The organism is Neorhizobium sp. DAR64862/K0K3 (genome assembly GCF_050500185.1).
In the GTDB taxonomy this organism is placed as follows: domain Bacteria; phylum Pseudomonadota; class Alphaproteobacteria; order Rhizobiales; family Rhizobiaceae; genus Neorhizobium; species Neorhizobium soli.
The window spans coordinates 1,837,155-1,854,608 of record NZ_CP191449.1; the positions used below are offsets into that span (position 1 = coordinate 1,837,155).

Genomic DNA, 17,454 nt, shown 5'->3' on the forward strand with positions numbered 1-17,454 from the left:
GCATCGGCAATAAAAAAGGCCGGGTGCGAAAACACCCGGCCTTTTCCTGTTGATGAACGGTTTAGTTGGTCGCCTTGATCTCAACCGGGAAGAACAGCGTGTCACCAGAACTGTCATCGACGCCGTCATTGTCGGTGATGGCGAAGGCCTTGCCGGACTTGTCGAAGGCGAAACCTTCGAGCTTGTCGACCACGTATCCGTTGGTGGCGTTCTTCAGGTCGGGCAGGAAGTCGTGAACCTCCTGCTTGGTGACGAGCGGCAGCTCTCCTCCAAGCTTTGCCAGCTTCAGATCGGCGATTGCCACACGGTAGAGCTTCTTGAGCTTTGCCTTGTCGCCGATCAGGTTGTCGCGCTCGATGATGTAGAGGTAGTCACCGCGGGCCGTAATTTCCGACAGGCCGACCCAGCCTTTTTCGGTCTTTTCGAGCGGGTAGCGAACGGCGGCCCATTCCTTGGACTTCGGCTTGTAGGACAGAAGCTTCACCTGGCCCTTCGGATCGTCCTTCCATTCGCGCTGGATTGCCATCCAGAGTGTCAGGTCGTCGCCGGAACCGGTTGTGGTGATGCCTTCGAGGCCGAAGCGGGTTTCACCTGCCAGAAGTTCTGCCGGAAGCGCGATCTCGGACTTGATCTCGCCCTTGGCGCTGACGTTGTAGATGCCGTGACCGACGAACTTGGCACTGTCGCCTTCCGAAGCCAGCCAGAAGCCGCCCTTGCCGTCGAGTGCGATACCTTCGATATCCAGCTTCTGGGCCGGCTGACCGTTGCGGGTCACACGCACGACACTGGTGATTTCGGCCGGCTTCTTGGTGGCGTCGATGGTGAAGATCGAGGGCTGCATGGCATAGACGCTATCGCTGACTGCGTAGAGAATGCCGTCCTTCTCCGCATCACCGACGAGGCCCGACATGGCGCCCCAGCCGAGCGGCTTGCCGTCGACATCCTTGGAGACCAGCATCGGATAGGCCTTTTCGCCTTCGCCAAGCTCGTAGATCATGACATGCGAGCGGGCACCGCCGTCTTCGCCGAGATCGGCTTCGTTGGCAGACGCGAGCAGGTTGCGGCCGGGAATGGCAACGGCACCTTCAGGCGAGATGCCGGATGGCAGAAGCTGCACCAGTTCCGGCTCCGCGCCGGTATCCTTGTAGACCGCGATCATCGAACCGCGTTCCGACAGGACAAAGAAATACTTCTGACCGTTGAAGGTCGCAGCTTCCAGGCCTTCCGGCTCGATGCCCTTGTTCTTGGCACGTTTTTCCGGGAAGTGACCGACGCGGGCGACAGCATATTCGAGCGACGTGCCGGCGTCATAGAGAACCTTGCCGGTGCGGTCGAAAATGGTGAAGCCGCGCGACCCGCCCTTGTAGTCACCTTCGTTGGCGACAACGAAACGATCGGTTCCGAGCCACTTCACCGCATCCGGTTCGCGGGGAATGGCCGTGAGCTTGCCGGAGAAGGTCAGTGCGCCGTCGGTCTTGGTGTCAACGCCATCGAGATCAACCGTGCCGGCCGTGAAATGGGCGGTAACCTTTGCGGTCTTGCTGTCGACGATGACGATGTGGTTGTTTTCCTGCAGCGTCACGACGATTTCGCCGTTGGCGTTGATATTGACGAATTCCGGCTCAGGATCCTCAGGAGCGACAGTGGACAGTCCCGTCAGGTCGACGTGACGGATGCTGTCGCAAACCGGCACGCCATTGTTCAGGGTGACGATCTGCAATTCACCAGCCGGCAGCTGCGGAAGAGCGCCGTCGTTGAGCTTTTCGTCGCGCTGGTTCTCGATGGCAATGGCCGCAAACCTGCCATCCGGCGAGATGACGACCGAGTCCGGCTGGCCGCCGAGATCGCAGGTGGCCTCGATCTTGCGAGAGGCGATATCGACCACCCCGAGCTGGCCTGCGGGCTTGGTGAGGTCCTTGGTCCGGTCGATGGTGACGAGAACCTTCGCACCAACTGCGGCGACCGAGTTCGGCTCGCCATCGATCTTGACCGATCCGCCTGCCTTAGGGGCCTTCGCGTCGGTGATGTCGATAAAGCCAATCGTGCCGCCCGGCGCATCGGAATAGATGAGCGTGTTGCCGTCGGCGGTCGCCGTGATGATCTCAGAAGAGGTCGCCTTGTCCTCGTCCTTGGGCAGGTTCTGGGCAACCGGGAAGGATGCAATGCGGTTGAAGACTTGCTCGGCGCCGGCAGGAGCTGCAACGGAGCCGAGGAGGAGCGCGGTCAAAGCGGCGCGTGTCGAGAATGTCATGGGAAGCCTCCGTGAAACTACACTCGGCTTGTGCTGCACTGTCATGACAGGCGGATGACAGTTTTTGGCGTTGCAGGGCGGACTTGCGGATAAGGCTTGAAAACGAGTTCGCCTGACATGCAAAAGGCCCGGTTCGCACCGGGCCTTCCAAAATCGTCGCATCGCGGCGGCAGGCCGCCGGATACTTGATCAGCTGTTAACAGCTTCCTTGAGACCCTTGCCGGCCGAGAACTTCGGCACGTTACGAGCAGGGATATCGACTTCAGCGCCCGTGGACGGGTTGCGGCCCTTGGATGCTTCGCGACGCGAAACGGAGAAGCTGCCGAAGCCAGCGAGGCGAATGTCGCCACCATTCTTCAGTTCGGCCTGGACAGTCTCGAAAACGGCATCGACTGCAGAGGCGGCATCAGCCTTGGAGAGGCCGGCTTTTTCGGCCACTGCGGACACCAGTTCGGTCTTGTTCATATTTCCACCCTTTCAACGGTTTTGGAACGACTCATTTGGTCGGCGCCGACAATAGTTTTGCGTCGGCACTTGGCAACCCAAAGGCTCCGAAAAAGCCTGAAAAACAAGGGGTCTTGGGCATTTTTCACAAAAAAAGCCGGCTTTCGCCGGCTTTTTTATCAGTTCGTGGCGGCTTCAAGGCACCGCTTAGTGAGCGATCGTTGTCGACGAGTCGTCGGCACCGTCAACTGTCGCAATGACCGGAGTCTCCACCGTGCCATCCCACTCGATCGGTTCGGGAAGGCGAACCAACGCGTGCTTGATCACCTCGCCCATACGCGACACCGGGATGATCTCCATGCCGTTTTTCACGTTGTCCGGAATGTCCGCGAGGTCCTTCGCGTTCTCTTCCGGGATCAGCACAACCTTGATGTTGCCGCGCAGAGCCGCAAGGAGTTTTTCCTTGAGACCACCGATCGGCAGCACCCGGCCGCGCAACGTGATTTCGCCGGTCATGGCGACATCCTTGCGTACAGGAATGCCGGTCATGATCGAAACGATCGCGGTTGCCATGCCCACACCGGCCGACGGACCGTCCTTCGGCGTCGCACCCTCCGGCACGTGCACGTGGATATCCGACTTGTCGAAGCGCGGCGGCTCGATGCCGAAATCGACGGCACGGGAGCGGACATAGGATGCCGCAGCCGAAATCGATTCCTTCATCACGTCCTTGAGGTTGCCGGTGACGGTCATGCGACCCTTGCCCGGCATCATGACGCCTTCGATGGTGAGAAGCTCACCGCCGACTTCTGTCCAGGCAAGACCCGTGACGACGCCGACCTGATCCTCACCTTCGGCTTCGCCGTGACGGAAACGCGGAACGCCAAGGTAATCCGAGATGTTGGCAGCGGTAACCGCAACCGACTTCGTCTTGCCCTTGATGATCTCGGTCACGGCCTTGCGGGCGAGCTTCATCAGCTCGCGCTCGAAGGAGCGAACGCCGGCTTCACGCGTGTACTGCTGGCTGATCGCCATCAGGGCATCGTCCGACACCGAGAATTCCTTCGGCTGCAGCGCATGGTCCCGGATAGCCTTCGGCAGAAGGTGACGCTTTGCAATCTCGCGCTTCTCATCCTCGGTGTACCCGGCGATGCGGATCACTTCCATGCGGTCCATCAGGGGACCTGGGATGTTCAGCGTGTTCGCCGTGGTGATGAACATCACGTCGGACAGATCGTATTCGACCTCAAGGTAGTGGTCCATGAAGGTCGAGTTCTGCGCTGGATCGAGCACTTCGAGCAGCGCCGACGACGGATCGCCGCGGAAGTCCGAGCCCATCTTGTCGATTTCGTCGAGCAGGAAGAGCGGGTTGGACTTCTTCGCCTTCTTCATAGACTGGATGACCTTGCCGGGCATCGAGCCGATGTAGGTGCGGCGGTGACCACGGATTTCGGCTTCGTCACGAACGCCACCGAGTGCCATGCGCACGTACTCGCGGCCGGTCGCCTTGGCGATCGACTGGGCAAGAGACGTCTTGCCGACGCCCGGAGGACCGACGAGGCAAAGGATCGGGCCCTTGAGCTTGGTGGCGCGGGCCTGCACGGCGAGATACTCGACGATGCGTTCCTTGACCTTGTCGAGACCGAAGTGATCCAGTTCGAGGACCTTTTCAGCCGCGTTAAGATCGGTCTTGATCTTCGACTTCTTGGACCACGGAATACCGAGCAGCCAGTCGAGATAGTTGCGCACGACGGTGGCTTCCGCTGACATCGGGCTCATCTGCTTCAGCTTCTTCAGCTCGGCGTCGGCCTTTTCCTTGGCTTCCTTGGAAAGCTTGGTCTTGCCGATGCGCTCTTCCAGTTCGGCCATCTCGTCACGGCCTTCGTCGCCGTCGCCGAGTTCCTTCTGGATCGCCTTCATCTGCTCGTTGAGGTAATACTCGCGCTGGGTCTTTTCCATCTGGCGCTTGACGCGCGAGCGGATGCGCTTCTCGACCTGGAGGACGGAGATTTCGCCTTCCATGAAGCCGAGGGCCTTTTCAAGCCGCAGCTTGATCGAGACCGTTTCGAGCATTTCCTGCTTTTCGGTGATCTTGATCGACAGGTGCGAGGCGACCGTGTCGGCCAGCTTCGAGTAGTCCTCGATCTGGCTCGCGGCACCAACGACTTCCGGCGAGATCTTCTTGTTGAGCTTCACGTAGTTCTCGAATTCGGAAACCACGGAGCGCGACAGCGCTTCCACCTCGACGGCGTCCTCATCCGGCTCGGCCAGAATCTCGGCCTTGGCTTCGTAGAACTCTTCGCGGTCGCTGTATTCGGAGATCTGGGCGCGCGCCTTGCCTTCGACCAGAACCTTGACGGTTCCGTCCGGGAGCTTCAGGAGCTGCAGCACATTGGCCACCGTGCCGACCTTGTAGATCTGCTCAGGCTCAGGATCGTCGTCGCTGGCATTGATCTGGGTGACGAGCATGATCTGCTTGTCGGAACCCATGACCTCTTCAAGCGCCCGAATGGACTTTTCCCGTCCGACGAACAGCGGCACGATCATGTGCGGGAAGACCACAATGTCGCGCAGAGGCAGGACCGGATAGGTCTCAGCGCCGGATGCCGCAGACGTTGAATTCGTCATGTCATTTCCTTTCCATCGTCCCGTTGCCGGGATGGCTTGAGAAATTACCCAAGCACTTCACTCCCGCTAAAAGTGGAGTTTTCACAGATCGTTTTCAAGCCTTGCAAGGTCGCTGCACTGCACCTTGTGCAACCAGCCGTCAGACAAAGCGCCCACGCATAACGCATTACGCAAAATGTCAGCTCTTCAGCACGGACGCGCCACCGTTCTTGCCGACAAAGCTCTTCGAGACGAGGTCCGAAATCAACGGCACACGCACAAAAGATGCGAAGCAGCCGGAACGGAAAGGTTCATCCCTGACCCTGTCTAAATCAAGCGGATTATCTTGCAACTCTTTGCAGTGCAAAAATCGTGTAATACGGCCTAAAACTATAGCCGAGGCTAAAACGAAAAAGAGGCCCCAATGGGGCCCCTTCTCAATGTTGCTATGACCACTGAGGATCAGGCCGAAACGTTGGCCTTTTCTTCCTGCCTGTCGGCATAGATGTAGAGCGGACGTGCATTGCCCCGCACCACATCGTCGGAAATGACCACTTCGCGAACGCCTTCCAGCGCCGGCAGCTCGAACATCGTGTCGAGCAGGATCTTTTCCATGATCGAGCGAAGACCACGAGCACCCGTCTTGCGGATGATGGCGCGCTTGGCGATCTCGCGCAGCGCGTCCTCGTGGAACGTCAGTTCGACGTCTTCCATCTCGAACAGGCGCTGGTACTGCTTGATCAGCGCGTTCTTCGGCTCCGACAGGATCTGGATCAGCGCATCCTCATCGAGATCCTCGAGCGTTGCCAGAACCGGCAGACGACCGATGAATTCCGGAATGAGACCGAACTTGACCAGATCTTCCGGCTCCAGTTCGCGCAGCACTTCGCCAACGCGACGATCGTCCGGAGACTGGACGGATGCACCGAAACCGATCGAGGTCTTCTCGCCACGGGCAGAGATGATCTTGTCGAGACCGGCAAAGGCGCCGCCGCAGATGAACAGGATGTTCGTCGTGTCGACCTGCAGGAATTCCTGCTGCGGATGTTTGCGACCACCCTGCGGCGGAACCGATGCAACCGTGCCTTCCATGATCTTCAGAAGCGCCTGCTGGACGCCCTCGCCCGACACGTCGCGGGTGATCGAAGGGTTGTCCGACTTGCGGGAGATCTTGTCGACTTCGTCGATGTAGACGATGCCGCGCTGGGCGCGCTCGACATTGTAATCAGCCGACTGAAGCAGCTTCAGAATGATGTTTTCCACGTCTTCACCGACATAGCCGGCTTCCGTGAGTGTCGTCGCGTCGGCCATCGTGAAGGGCACGTCGATGATACGCGCGAGCGTCTGGGCAAGATAGGTCTTGCCGCAACCCGTCGGACCGACGAGCATGATGTTCGACTTCGCAAGCTCGACATCGCCGCCCTTTGAGGCATGCGCGAGACGCTTGTAATGATTGTGGACTGCGACCGACAGAATACGCTTGGCCTGCTTCTGGCCGATGACGTACTCGTCGAGGACCTTGATGATGTCCTGCGGCGTGGGAACGCCTTCACGGGACTTCACCATCGAAGACTTGTTCTCTTCGCGAATGATGTCCATGCACAATTCGACGCATTCATCGCAGATGAATACGGTCGGGCCGGCAATCAGCTTGCGGACCTCGTGCTGGCTCTTTCCGCAGAAGGAGCAATACAGGGTATTCTTGGAGTCGCCGCCGTTGCCGCCGCTGACTTTGCTCATATCACTTTCCTTCCAGCACTCCGCCTATCCGCCTGTCCAGACGGTCGCGGTCAACTTTGTCGCTGTCGACACGCGCGGACGCCATGCCGCGCCTGTCTTCGCTCAAGGGGTACTCTACCGGCCTTAAACTCGCTTTCGCAGGTCCAGAATGACCGGCTGCAACGAAACCCCTAAGACGCCAATGCTATGTCATAAACACTCAACACAGCCTTAATAGGTACTAATAGCGCGTTCCGTGCCACTTGAAACCCCCGAAATCACTCAAATCCGGGTGAGCAGCACGGATGCCACTATTGCCTCAAGACGCCGAAACGCCTTCCATTTCCTGACGCGTGGTCAGGATCTTGTCGACGACGCCCCAGTCCTGAGCTTCGTCGGCGGTCATGAAGTGGTCACGATCGAGGGTTTTTTCAACTTCCTCAAGCGTACGGCCGGTGTGCTTCACGTAAACGTCGTTCAGGCGGCGCTTCATCTTCAGAATGTCGCGGGCATGACGCTCGATGTCCGAGGCCTGACCGGTAAAGCCGCCGGAGGGCTGGTGAACCATGATACGCGAGTTCGGCATTGCAAAGCGCATGCCCTTCTCGCCGGCGCACAGCAGCAGCGAGCCCATGGATGCGGCCTGGCCGATGCAGAGCGTCGACACGGCCGGCTTGATGAACTGCATCGTGTCGTAGATCGACATGCCGGCGGTGACGACACCACCTGGCGAATTGATGTAGAGCGCGATTTCCTTCTTCGGATTTTCGGCCTCGAGGAAAAGCAGCTGGGCGCACACGAGCGACGCCATGTAATCTTCCACCGGACCGGTGACGAAGATGATGCGCTCCTTCAGGAGGCGCGAGTAGATATCGTAGGAGCGTTCACCGCGATTGGTCTGCTCAACGACCATCGGCACCAAGGCCATTGCGGTATCAACTGGATTTCTCATGTCCGTCCTTTGTCAAATGCATCGCCGAAGGCGGCGATGCGCTCCGGAATCATTGGAATGGGTTATCTCCTACATAGAGTGTCACCGCCGGGTACTTCAAGACGGAGAGCCCGATATCCTTAATCGGCTTGGGATGCGCGAGGCTGACCGATAATGCAACAACTCTCATATACCAGAGGCAAAAGAGAAGTATCGACGGCCATCCAAGCATTTTTGATCGAGCAGGGTAAAGCAGATATGAATAAATGACAGCATTCTAATCAAAATAACCGACGCAAAACAGCAACGCAGCCTTAAAGACTTGGCCGCATACTGAAGCGGCCGGGAATGAATGACGGAGCTGGACGTGGATATCTTGACGGGTCTGTTGATCTGGGCCGCTGAAGCGGTGACGCTCGCCGTCCTGCTCTTTTCACGCTGGTACTATGAGCGCGAACCACTTTATCTCAGCTGGGGCAGCGGCTTCGCTGTGCACGGGATTGGCGCAGCTCTGGTCGCAATGCGCGGCGACATTCCGGACTTCGTTTCGATCGAGGTCGCCAATACCATGGTTCTTGCGGGTATCGGCCTGTGGGCTGCGGGCCTGATGCAGCTCGACCGCCGGCCCGTGGAACCCTATGTTGGCATTCCGGCCCTGATCTGGATTGCCGGGATGTTTCTAGACCCCGTCCGCGGCGACTTCGCCAGTCGCGCCATCCTTCACCACGTCGCGGCCATGGTCGGTCACGCCATGATCATCGGCATTCTGCTTTACCATCGCGGTCCGCCCAGTATCACCCGTCGCGTGTTTGCCAGCGTCATCGGGATACAGTTCTTCTCCTGTGCGCTGATTGTCCTGATGGTGTTCATCGGTAGACCGGATGCGCTTGTCGCTGCGTCGCATTCGCCGTGGCTCTATCTCCCGGCGGCTTTCGTCTTTGTCGGCAGCATCGTCTGCGGGGCGCGACTACTGACCGAGCGGTCCGAGCTGACCCTGAAAGAGCTGGCGCGGACCGACCCGCTGACCGGCGTGCTCAACCGCCGCGGTCTGCTGGAAGAGTTTCACCGGTCGAAGGGTGTTGATGCGGTGGATGGCAGCATGATTGCTTTCATCCAGTTCGATCTCGACGGGTTCAAGCAGATCAACGACGTCTACGGTCATCAGGCCGGCGATGACGTGCTCTCCGCCTTTGCACGGATTGGTGCGGCGGCTCAGCGCGGCCGCGGCTCGTTCGGACGCATGGGCGGCGAGGAATTCGCGTCTATCATCCGCGTCTCCGATATGGTCGAAGCAGCCAGTATTGCAGAGGCCATCCGCTCGACGCTCAGACGGCAGCCAATCAGTGTCGGCGAACACAGGATAGCCGTGACGGTCAGCGCCGGCATCTCGCTGTGCTCCACGAAGGACGCTGATATCGACGTGTTGCTAACCGCTGCCGACAAGGCTCTTTACGTGTCGAAGACCAGCGGCCGCGACCGCACCGCCGTTCATACGGATCAGGAAATCATGATCGTACCGTCGACGGATTTTGCGTCCCCAACACCGTTTGCCGCAGAATTTTTCGAAGACATCAGCGTGTCCCAACAGGTGGCGTCGCTGAAACGCATCGTCGTCCTCAGCCAATAGTGCCGTTGCCCACGACCGCCTAAAGTCTTGCAATGGCGCGACAATGCTCCACACTCTCTCCGAGCAAATTCAAAAATGCGGAGAGACATGCCATGCTGAAGCAAATTTCCGGAACTGTTCTCGCCGGTTTCCTGACGATCTCGGTTGCCTCGGCGCAGCAGGCATCGGACACGACCGCGCCGGAAAAGGCATCGGCAGTCATGTCGGCCAAGCGGGTGGAGACGAAGCGCTACATGGTCGCCGCCGCCAATCCGCTCGCTGCGGAAGCGGGCCGTGCAGTGATCGAGAAAGGCGGCAGTGCCGCCGATGCACTGGTTGCCGTGCAGACCGTGCTCGGGCTCGTGGAGCCGCAAAGTTCCGGCCTCGGCGGTGGCGCTTTCCTCGTCTATTACGACGCAGCCTCGCAGAAACTGACGACGTTCGACGGCCGCGAGACGGCGCCGATGGAAGCGACGCCAAAGCTCTTTCTCGACGATCAGGGCCAGCCGTTGAAGTTCATGGCAGCCGTGGTCGGCGGCCGGTCGGTCGGCACGCCGGGCACGGTGCGGCTTCTGGAGACGGTCCACCGTAAATACGGCAAGGCGAACTGGGCGGGATTGTTTACTGCCGCCGAGCGCCTCGCCACTGACGGCTTTGAGGTATCACCCCGGCTCGGCACTCTGCTTGCGGCCGAAGGTGACAAGCTGAAGACCGATGACGCTACGATCCGCTATTTCTTCGACGATGGCGGCGCACCGCTGAAAATCGGCACTCTCCTCAAGAACCCCGCCTATGCAGAAACGCTGCGAACGATCGCATCTGGCGGCGCCGATGCCTTCTATTCCGGCCCGATTGCGCAGGCGATCGTCAAGGCCGTGCGCGAGGCAAAGGGCAATCCCGGCGTTCTCTCGCTATCCGATTTCGCCAATTACAGGGTCAAGGAGCGGGAACCCGTCTGCCTTGCCTATCGCGCTCTCGATATATGCGGCATGGGCCCACCCTCCTCCGGTGGCGTTGCCGTTGGCCAGATGCTGGGCATTCTCGAAAACTTCGATCTGAAGGGGCTCGGGCCGGACAATGTTGAAAGCTGGAGGCTGATCGGCGATGCGCAGCGCCTGGCGTTTGCGGACCGCGAAAGATATCTGGCCGATCCAGATTTCGTGCCGGCACCGATCAAGGGTCTCCTCAAAAAGGAATATCTCGGCGAACGGGCAAGACTGCTCGACACGGACAAGGCACTTGCCAAGGATGCCGTGACGGCTGGCGAGCCGACCTGGGATCACGCGCTCCTGTTCGGCCGCGGCGAGGCGATCGAACTTCCCTCCACCAGCCATATCTCAATCGTCGACAAGGACGGCAACGTCGCCAGCATGACGACGACGATCGAGAACGGTTTCGGATCGCGGCTGATGGTCAACGGGTTCCTGCTCAACAACGAACTCACCGACTTTTCCTTCAAGACGCATGATGGCAGCCTGCCGGTCGCCAACCGCGTCGAGCCGGGCAAACGCCCCCGCTCCTCGATGGCGCCGACGATCGTGATGAAGGACGGCAAGCCGCTGATGGCCATCGGGTCGCCCGGCGGCAGCCAGATCATCGGATATGTGGCGCAGGCGCTGGTCGCCTTCATCGACTGGGGCATGCCGGTGGAGCAAATCGTCGCCCAGCCGCATCTGATCAACCGTTTCGGGACATACGATATCGAAGCCGGAACGCGGGCCGAGCCGCTGAAGTCACTCGGCTACGAGGTGAAGGCCGGTGAAATGACGTCTGGCCTGCAGGCAATCGAGATCACCGACCGAGGACTTGCGGGAAGTGCCGATCCGCGGCGCGAGGGTATCGCGACAGGCGAATGACGGGCTTTCGTGGGACCGCGGATTGAGTTACCCATTCCGCATGACCGCGATCCCCGATTTCCTCCGCATCGATCCAGAAACCCGCCGCGTCTCGCTGGATGGCCGCAACCCGGCCTTCTACAGCGACCCGAACCGCGTCTACGGGCTCTTGCATCAGCACTGTCCAACCTTCTTCTGGGAGGAGCAGCGGCAGTGGTTCTTCACAGGTTATGACCATGTGAACCTTCTCCTGCGCGACCGCCAATTCGGCCGGCAGATCCTGCATGTCGCCAGCCGCGAGGAGCTGGGCCTCCCCGAGCCGGAAGCGCATCTTGCAAATTTCGACCTCGCCGAGCGGCACTCGCTCCTGGAGATCGAACCGCCGGAACATACGCGGTTACGCACGCTGGTGAACCGGGCATTCGTCTCCCGCCATATCGAGAAGCTGAGGCCGGAGATTACCGAGCTTGCGGAGCGTCTGATCGACGCGTTTGACGGCGAAGGCCGGGTGGAGCTGCTCTCGGCCTTTGCCGACATCATTCCCGTGACGATGATCGCCCGGATGATCGGCATTCCGGACGACATGGGGCCGCAGTTGCTGAAATGGAGCCATGCCTATGTCGGCATGTACATGTTCAAGCGCTCGCGGGAAGACGAACATGCGGCGGACCGCGCCGCTGCGGAATTCGCAGCCTATGTGAAGACGCTGATCGCTGAGCGCCGGCGTGAACCGCGCGAAGACCTGCTCACCCACATGATCCATACGGAGCACAAGGGCCAGTATCTGACCGATGAAGAACTCGTCTCGACCACGATCGTTTTGCTCAACGCTGGCCACGAGGCGACCGTGCACCAGATCGGCAATTCGGTTCGCGTGATCCTCGAAAGCGGTCTCTCGCCGGCCGAGCTCTTCCGCGACGAGGCCGCGACGGAGCGGACGGTGGAAGAGACGCTGCGGCTGTGCGCGCCCGTCCATATCTTCCAGCGCTGGGCGCTCGAGGACGCGGAAATCGACGGCGTTTCCCTGAAGCGCGGCGACAAGGTGAGCCTGATTCTTGCCGCCGCCAATCTCGACCCGAAGAAATTTTCAGATCCGCTGGCGTTCAAGCCGGATCGTCAGGAAGGCCAGAACCAGTCCTTCGGCGCCGGTATTCACTTCTGCATCGGCGCACCGCTGGCGCGGCTGGAACTGAATACCGTTCTGCCCATCCTGTTTCGCCGCCTGCCCGGCCTGAAAATGGCCGGGGTACCGACGGTGAAGGATGTCTACCATTTCCACGGGCTGGAGCGGCTCGATCTCACCTGGGGGTAGGAGCAGCCGGAGGATCTGCCGTCAGGTTCAGAGCCTGATGACGTAATCCTTGCGGGTCGTCTCCACCACTTCCCAGGTGGCAACCAGACCTGGCCGCAGAACCATGCTGTCGCCGGCCTTCAGATGCAGCGGTTCTGCGCCTTCTTCGGTGATGATCGAGTAGCCGAACTGGATGTGGAAATATTCCCACTCGTCATAGACGATCTTCCACTTACCCGGCGTCGCTTCCCAGACGCCTGCATAGATGCCGCCGTCGGCCTCCTCGAAATTCCAGGTGAGGAATTTCGGATCGCCGAAGATGACGCGGTCGGGAGCGGGTGCGCCCTCCTCCGGTTCAATTGCGGTCAGATCGAATGTCAGCCAGTTCTTCATGAGTGTCTCAAGTCCTTGCTAATGCTTGGTCGAGGTCGGAGAGCAGGTCTGCCACATCCTCGATGCCAACAGACAGGCGAACCACGTCAGGTCCGGCACCGGCGGCGATCTGCTGCTCTTCGGTAAGTTGCCGGTGGGTGGTCGATGCCGGGTGGATGACCAGCGAGCGGGTATCGCCGATATTGGCGAGATGCGAGAAGAGCTTAAGGCTCTCCACGAAGATCTTGCCGGCCTCATAGCCGTTCTTCAGGCCAAAGGTGAAGACAGCGCCTGCGCCATTCGGCGAATAGCGCTGCTGCAGAGCATTGTTCGGGTCGTCAGGCAGGCCGGCATAGTTCACCCATCCAACCTTCGGATGGCGGCTCAGCCATTCAGCAACGGCAAGCGCGTTGTCGCAGTGCCGCTGCATCCTCAGTGAAAGTGTCTCGATCCCCGTCTGGATCTGGAACGCGTTGAAGGGCGAGATGGCCGGCCCGAGATCGCGAAGGCCAAGCACGCGGGCGGCGATCGCAAAGGCGATGTTGCCGAAGGTTTCGTGCAGCACCATGCCTGAATATTCTGGCCGCGGCTCTGATAGTACCGGGTAGTTGCCGGAGCGCGACCAGTCGAACGTGCCGCCGTCGACGATGATGCCGCCCATGGAGTTGCCGTGGCCGCCGAGAAATTTGGTGAGCGAGTGCACGACGATATCGGCGCCGTGTTCGAGAGGCCGGACGAGATAGGGGCTCGCCATCGTGTTGTCGACGATCAGCGGGATTCCGAAACGCTGGGCCACCTCCGAAATCGCCGCGATATCGACGAAGGTGCCGCCGGGGTTTGCCAGGCTTTCGACGAAAATCGCCTTGGTGCGATCGTCGATCTCGTTTTCAAAACTTTCCGGATCGGCGCTATCGGCCCAGCGCACCTGCCAGCCGAAATTCTGAAACGCGTTGCCGAACTGATTGATCGAACCGCCATAGAGTTTGCGCGCCGCGACAAAGTTGTCACCGGGCTGCATGATCGTGTGGAAGACCAACAACTGCGCTGCATGGCCGGACGCGACGGCAAGGGCTGCCGTGCCGCCTTCCAGCGCCGCCACCTTTTCCTCCAGCGCGGCCTGCGTCGGGTTCATGATGCGGGTATAGATGTTTCCGAATTCCTTCAGCCCGAACAATGCGGCTGCATGTTCGGTATCCTTGAAGACGAAGGACGTCGTCTGATAGATCGGCACCGCCCGGGCGCCGGTCGTCGGATCGGGCTCGGCGCCGGCATGAACAGCGAGCGTTGAAAATCCGGGATTGCCGGAACTGCGTGAATTCGGGTTGGCCATGCCGGTCTCCTCTAGGGTCGTTTCATCACAGCAGAGCCTGCGGGCCGACGGCGATCAAGAAATATCGTTGCAGCATTCGCAGCGTCTGCCAAAAGAGTCCGCGAATTACCTGCCCCGCTCCCTTACCCTATCCGAGAAGACGGGCAAGCCTTGGGTACTCGATCGCCGGGCAGCGATCCATGATTACCTGGATGCCGGCGGCCTCCGCCTTGACTGCGGCCTGATCGTCGCGGACGCCAAGCTGCGCCCATATGACCTTGGGCAGCTGATCCAGCGCCAGCGCTTCGTCCACCACACTGTCCAGATATTCCGAAGCGCGGAACACATCGACCATATCGACGGGTTCGGGCACATCCGCGAGGCTCGCATAGACGTCCTGACCGAGGATCTGCTTGCCGGCCTGGCCGGGATTGACCGGAAACACCCGGTAGCCGCGCTGCAACAGAAATCCCATGACGCGGTTGCTGGGCCGGTCGGGATTGGGCGATGCGCCGACCAGCGAAATCGTCTTCGTGCTTTTCAAGACGCCAGCGATGACGTCGTCGTCATACCGATCGTGAGCCATGGTTCTAACCTCCTCATGCAGTCACCTGGACATAGGAAAGCAATGGAAATCTTCCAACTCGGTTCCGGAATCACATTTTCCCACCAGCCAGGCGTCCGGCCTGCTGCGGCTCAAACCAAGGTATCCCTTCTCAAGAAGTCGTGTAAGAGACGAAACACCGGCCGAATATTTGTGAGGTATTATTTTACCTCATCAGTAAGTCATTCTAAACGTTGAGCTATTTTTCCGACCGCTCCGGGCCGGCTGCTTGACGCTTTTTAGGCTCCGTCGTATAAGCCGCCCAGATCGCGGACCTCTCGAAGGCCCGCTTTCTTTTTTGTCGGCATAGCCGATCAAATCAAGCAACAAAAAACGCCCTTACGGCCGGTCTTCCGGTGGTCTTGGGTTCAGATGAGAGAGAAAAACAATGTCAACCTTCGTTCAGAAGCCTGCAGAGGTGGAGAAGAAGTGGATCATCATCGATGCCGAAGGCCTCGTTGTCGGTCGCCTCGCCACCCTCGTTGCCAATCGCCTTCGCGGCAAGCACAAGGTCACCTACACACCTCACGTCGACGACGGTGACAATGTCATCATCATCAACGCTGAAAAGGTTGTCCTGACCGGCAAGAAATACACAGACAAGAAGTACTACTGGCACACCGGTTACCCGGGTGGCATCAAGGAGCGTACTGCACGCGCCATCATCGAAGGCCGCTTTCCTGAGCGCGTCGTCGAAAAGGCGATTGAGCGTATGATCCCGCGCGGCCCGCTCGGCCGTCGCCAGTTGAAGAACCTGCGTGTATACGCCGGCTCCAACCATCCCCATGAAGCACAGCAGCCTGTCGCTCTCGACGTGGCATCGCTGAACAGCAAGAACGTAAGGAGCGCCTGATCATGGCCGATCTTTCCTCTTTGAAGGACCTCGCTCCGGCTGAAAGCCAGGCACCGGTTCACGTCCGCAAGGTCGATGCACAGGGCCGTTCCTATGCAACCGGCAAGCGCAAGAACGCGATTGCCCGCGTTTGGGTCAAGCCAGGCTCCGGCAAGATCATCATCAACGGTCGCGACTTCTCGGCGTATTTCGCCCGTCCGGTTCTGCAGATGATCCTTCAGCAGCCGCTGGTTGCCGCTGCCCGCACAGGTCAGTTCGACATCATTGCCACCGTCACCGGTGGTGGTCTTTCCGGTCAGGCCGGTGCCGTTCGTCACGGCGTCTCCAAGGCCCTCACCTACTTCGAACCAGGCCTGCGCCCGGTTCTGAAGAAGGGTGGCTTCCTGACCCGCGACAGCCGCGTCGTCGAGCGTAAGAAGTACGGTAAGGCGAAGGCCCGCCGGTCCTTCCAGTTCTCGAAGCGTTAATCGCTTCAAGACTTTGCATTTCGAAAGGCGGGGCTTCGGCTCCGCCTTTTTCGTTTCGGGCTTTCTTCGGTCCGAGTCTTGTCTTCCAGACACTCCCACTGCACTTTCTCTGCGATCCGGGAGAATGCAATGGCTTCAAAATCCATCGACAACGCCTTTACCGCCAAGTCCCTGCGCGATGCTGCCACCGACCCGACCTATGCGGGCGCGCTGTCCTTCATGCGGCGGCGCTATACCAAGGATCTGATCGGCGCCGATGCGGTCGTCCTCGGTATTCCCTTCGACGCTGCGGTCTCCAACCGGCCGGGTGCGCGGTTCGGGCCACAGGCCATCCGCCGGGCTTCGGCGATCTTCGACAACGACCCGCAATATCCGTTCTCGCGCGATCTCTTCGAAGCCATGTCGGTCATCGACTATGGTGACGTCATGCTCGACTACGGTCATCACTGGAAGACGCCGCGGCTGATCGAGGCGGAGGCGACGAAGATCATCGAGTCGGGCGCGTTTCTGCTGTCGCTCGGCGGCGATCATTTCGTTACCTGGCCGCTCTTGAGGGCGCATGCAGCCCGCCACGGTCCGCTTGCCCTCGTGCATTTCGATGCCCATCAGGACACATGGAGCGACGATGCGGACGAGACCGGCGACATAGAACGGATCGACCACGGCTCGTTCGTGGCGCGCGCCGTGCGACAGGGCGTGATCGAGCCGCAGCATTCGATCCAGATCGGCATCCGCACCCATGCGCCTGGGGATTTCGGCATCAGGATCATGCCGGGCCATGAGGTAGAGGATCTGAGCGCCCAGGCAATTGCCGACGCGATCCTTGCCCATGTCGGCGACCGCCCGTGCTATCTCACCTTCGACATCGACTGCCTGGACCCCGCCTACGCGCCCGGTACAGGAACGCCCGTTGCCGGTGGTCCGTCGAGTGCGAAAATCCTGTCGGTGCTGCGCAAACTCGGCGCCCTCGAGATCTGCGGCGCCGACGTGGTGGAGGTGGCACCGGCCTATGACCATGCCGATATCACCGCCATTGCCGGGGCAACGGTTGCGATGTATATGCTTGGCCTGCGCGCGGAGCGACTTTCCGCCCGCTGACACATTGAATCAGGCAGCTGGCAAACTGATTCCGGCTCTCACCCCAAGGCACTGACATTTCAGGGAT

The 17,454-nt window shown here is 59.9% G+C and carries 14 protein-coding genes; 6 read left to right on the forward strand and 8 right to left on the reverse strand.

Annotation, left to right across the window (positions count from 1 at the left end):
• Positions 1 to 61 precede the first annotated feature (61 nt).
• The 5 genes from ACQY1L_RS08950 to clpP all read right to left on the reverse strand — a co-directional run bounded on the left by ACQY1L_RS08950 (position 62) and on the right by clpP (position 7,973).
• Positions 62 to 2,251, reverse strand: a complete 2,190-nt coding sequence (locus ACQY1L_RS08950; RefSeq protein WP_430240710.1) for an esterase-like activity of phytase family protein — start codon at positions 2,249 to 2,251, stop codon at positions 62 to 64.
• A 189-nt stretch (positions 2,252 to 2,440) separates the two neighbouring features.
• Positions 2,441 to 2,716: a DNA-binding protein HupB gene (hupB, locus tag ACQY1L_RS08955; RefSeq protein ID WP_062453245.1), complete on the reverse strand. Its 276-nt coding sequence runs from the start codon at positions 2,714 to 2,716 to the stop codon at positions 2,441 to 2,443.
• 186 nt (positions 2,717 to 2,902) lie between these two features.
• A complete protein-coding gene (gene lon, locus ACQY1L_RS08960; protein ID WP_062453246.1) occupies positions 2,903 to 5,323 on the reverse strand; it encodes an endopeptidase La in 2,421 nt (806 codons plus the stop codon).
• 441 nt (positions 5,324 to 5,764) lie between these two features.
• Positions 5,765 to 7,042: an ATP-dependent Clp protease ATP-binding subunit ClpX gene (gene clpX, locus ACQY1L_RS08965; protein ID WP_062453247.1), complete on the reverse strand. Its 1,278-nt coding sequence runs from the start codon at positions 7,040 to 7,042 to the stop codon at positions 5,765 to 5,767.
• A gap of 298 nt (positions 7,043 to 7,340) precedes the next feature.
• Complete coding sequence (gene clpP, locus ACQY1L_RS08970; protein WP_062453248.1) at positions 7,341 to 7,973, reverse strand: ATP-dependent Clp endopeptidase proteolytic subunit ClpP; 633 nt, start codon at positions 7,971 to 7,973, stop codon at positions 7,341 to 7,343.
• Between the two features lie 346 nt (positions 7,974 to 8,319).
• On the opposite strand from clpP, the gene ACQY1L_RS08975 reads away from it, so the two are divergent.
• The 3 genes from ACQY1L_RS08975 to ACQY1L_RS08985 all read left to right on the forward strand — a co-directional run bounded on the left by ACQY1L_RS08975 (position 8,320) and on the right by ACQY1L_RS08985 (position 12,705).
• The gene (locus ACQY1L_RS08975; protein ID WP_430240711.1) at positions 8,320 to 9,579 is read left to right on the forward strand and encodes a GGDEF domain-containing protein; all 1,260 of its coding nucleotides are present in this window, start codon (positions 8,320 to 8,322) and stop codon (positions 9,577 to 9,579) included.
• A 92-nt stretch (positions 9,580 to 9,671) separates the two neighbouring features.
• Positions 9,672 to 11,414, forward strand: a complete 1,743-nt coding sequence (gene ggt, locus ACQY1L_RS08980; protein ID WP_430240712.1) for a gamma-glutamyltransferase — start codon at positions 9,672 to 9,674, stop codon at positions 11,412 to 11,414.
• 40 nt (positions 11,415 to 11,454) lie between these two features.
• Positions 11,455 to 12,705: a cytochrome P450 gene (locus ACQY1L_RS08985; protein WP_430262013.1), complete on the forward strand. Its 1,251-nt coding sequence runs from the start codon at positions 11,455 to 11,457 to the stop codon at positions 12,703 to 12,705.
• Between the two features lie 27 nt (positions 12,706 to 12,732).
• Here the strand turns inward: ACQY1L_RS08985 and ACQY1L_RS08990 are convergent, their stop codons facing one another.
• The 3 genes from ACQY1L_RS08990 to ACQY1L_RS09000 all read right to left on the reverse strand — a co-directional run bounded on the left by ACQY1L_RS08990 (position 12,733) and on the right by ACQY1L_RS09000 (position 14,951).
• Positions 12,733 to 13,077, reverse strand: a complete 345-nt coding sequence (locus ACQY1L_RS08990; RefSeq protein ID WP_174195971.1) for a cupin domain-containing protein — start codon at positions 13,075 to 13,077, stop codon at positions 12,733 to 12,735.
• Between the two features lie 7 nt (positions 13,078 to 13,084).
• On the reverse strand, positions 13,085 to 14,386 hold the full coding sequence (locus ACQY1L_RS08995) for an O-acetylhomoserine aminocarboxypropyltransferase (protein WP_174195970.1): 1,302 nt from the start codon (positions 14,384 to 14,386) through the stop codon (positions 13,085 to 13,087).
• A 127-nt stretch (positions 14,387 to 14,513) separates the two neighbouring features.
• Entirely contained in the window at positions 14,514 to 14,951 is a 438-nt protein-coding gene (locus ACQY1L_RS09000; RefSeq protein ID WP_430240713.1) for a CoA-binding protein, read from the reverse strand.
• 406 nt (positions 14,952 to 15,357) lie between these two features.
• Here ACQY1L_RS09000 and rplM point away from each other — a divergent pair, with 406 nt between their 5' ends.
• From rplM to speB, 3 genes are all read left to right on the forward strand, one after another.
• The gene (rplM, locus tag ACQY1L_RS09005) at positions 15,358 to 15,822 is read left to right on the forward strand and encodes a 50S ribosomal protein L13 (protein ID WP_062453255.1); all 465 of its coding nucleotides are present in this window, start codon (positions 15,358 to 15,360) and stop codon (positions 15,820 to 15,822) included.
• Between the two features lie 2 nt (positions 15,823 to 15,824).
• Positions 15,825 to 16,289: a 30S ribosomal protein S9 gene (rpsI, locus tag ACQY1L_RS09010; protein ID WP_062453256.1), complete on the forward strand. Its 465-nt coding sequence runs from the start codon at positions 15,825 to 15,827 to the stop codon at positions 16,287 to 16,289.
• A 129-nt stretch (positions 16,290 to 16,418) separates the two neighbouring features.
• On the forward strand, positions 16,419 to 17,387 hold the full coding sequence (speB, locus tag ACQY1L_RS09015; protein ID WP_062579974.1) for an agmatinase: 969 nt from the start codon (positions 16,419 to 16,421) through the stop codon (positions 17,385 to 17,387).
• The last annotated feature ends 67 nt before the right edge of the window (positions 17,388 to 17,454 follow it).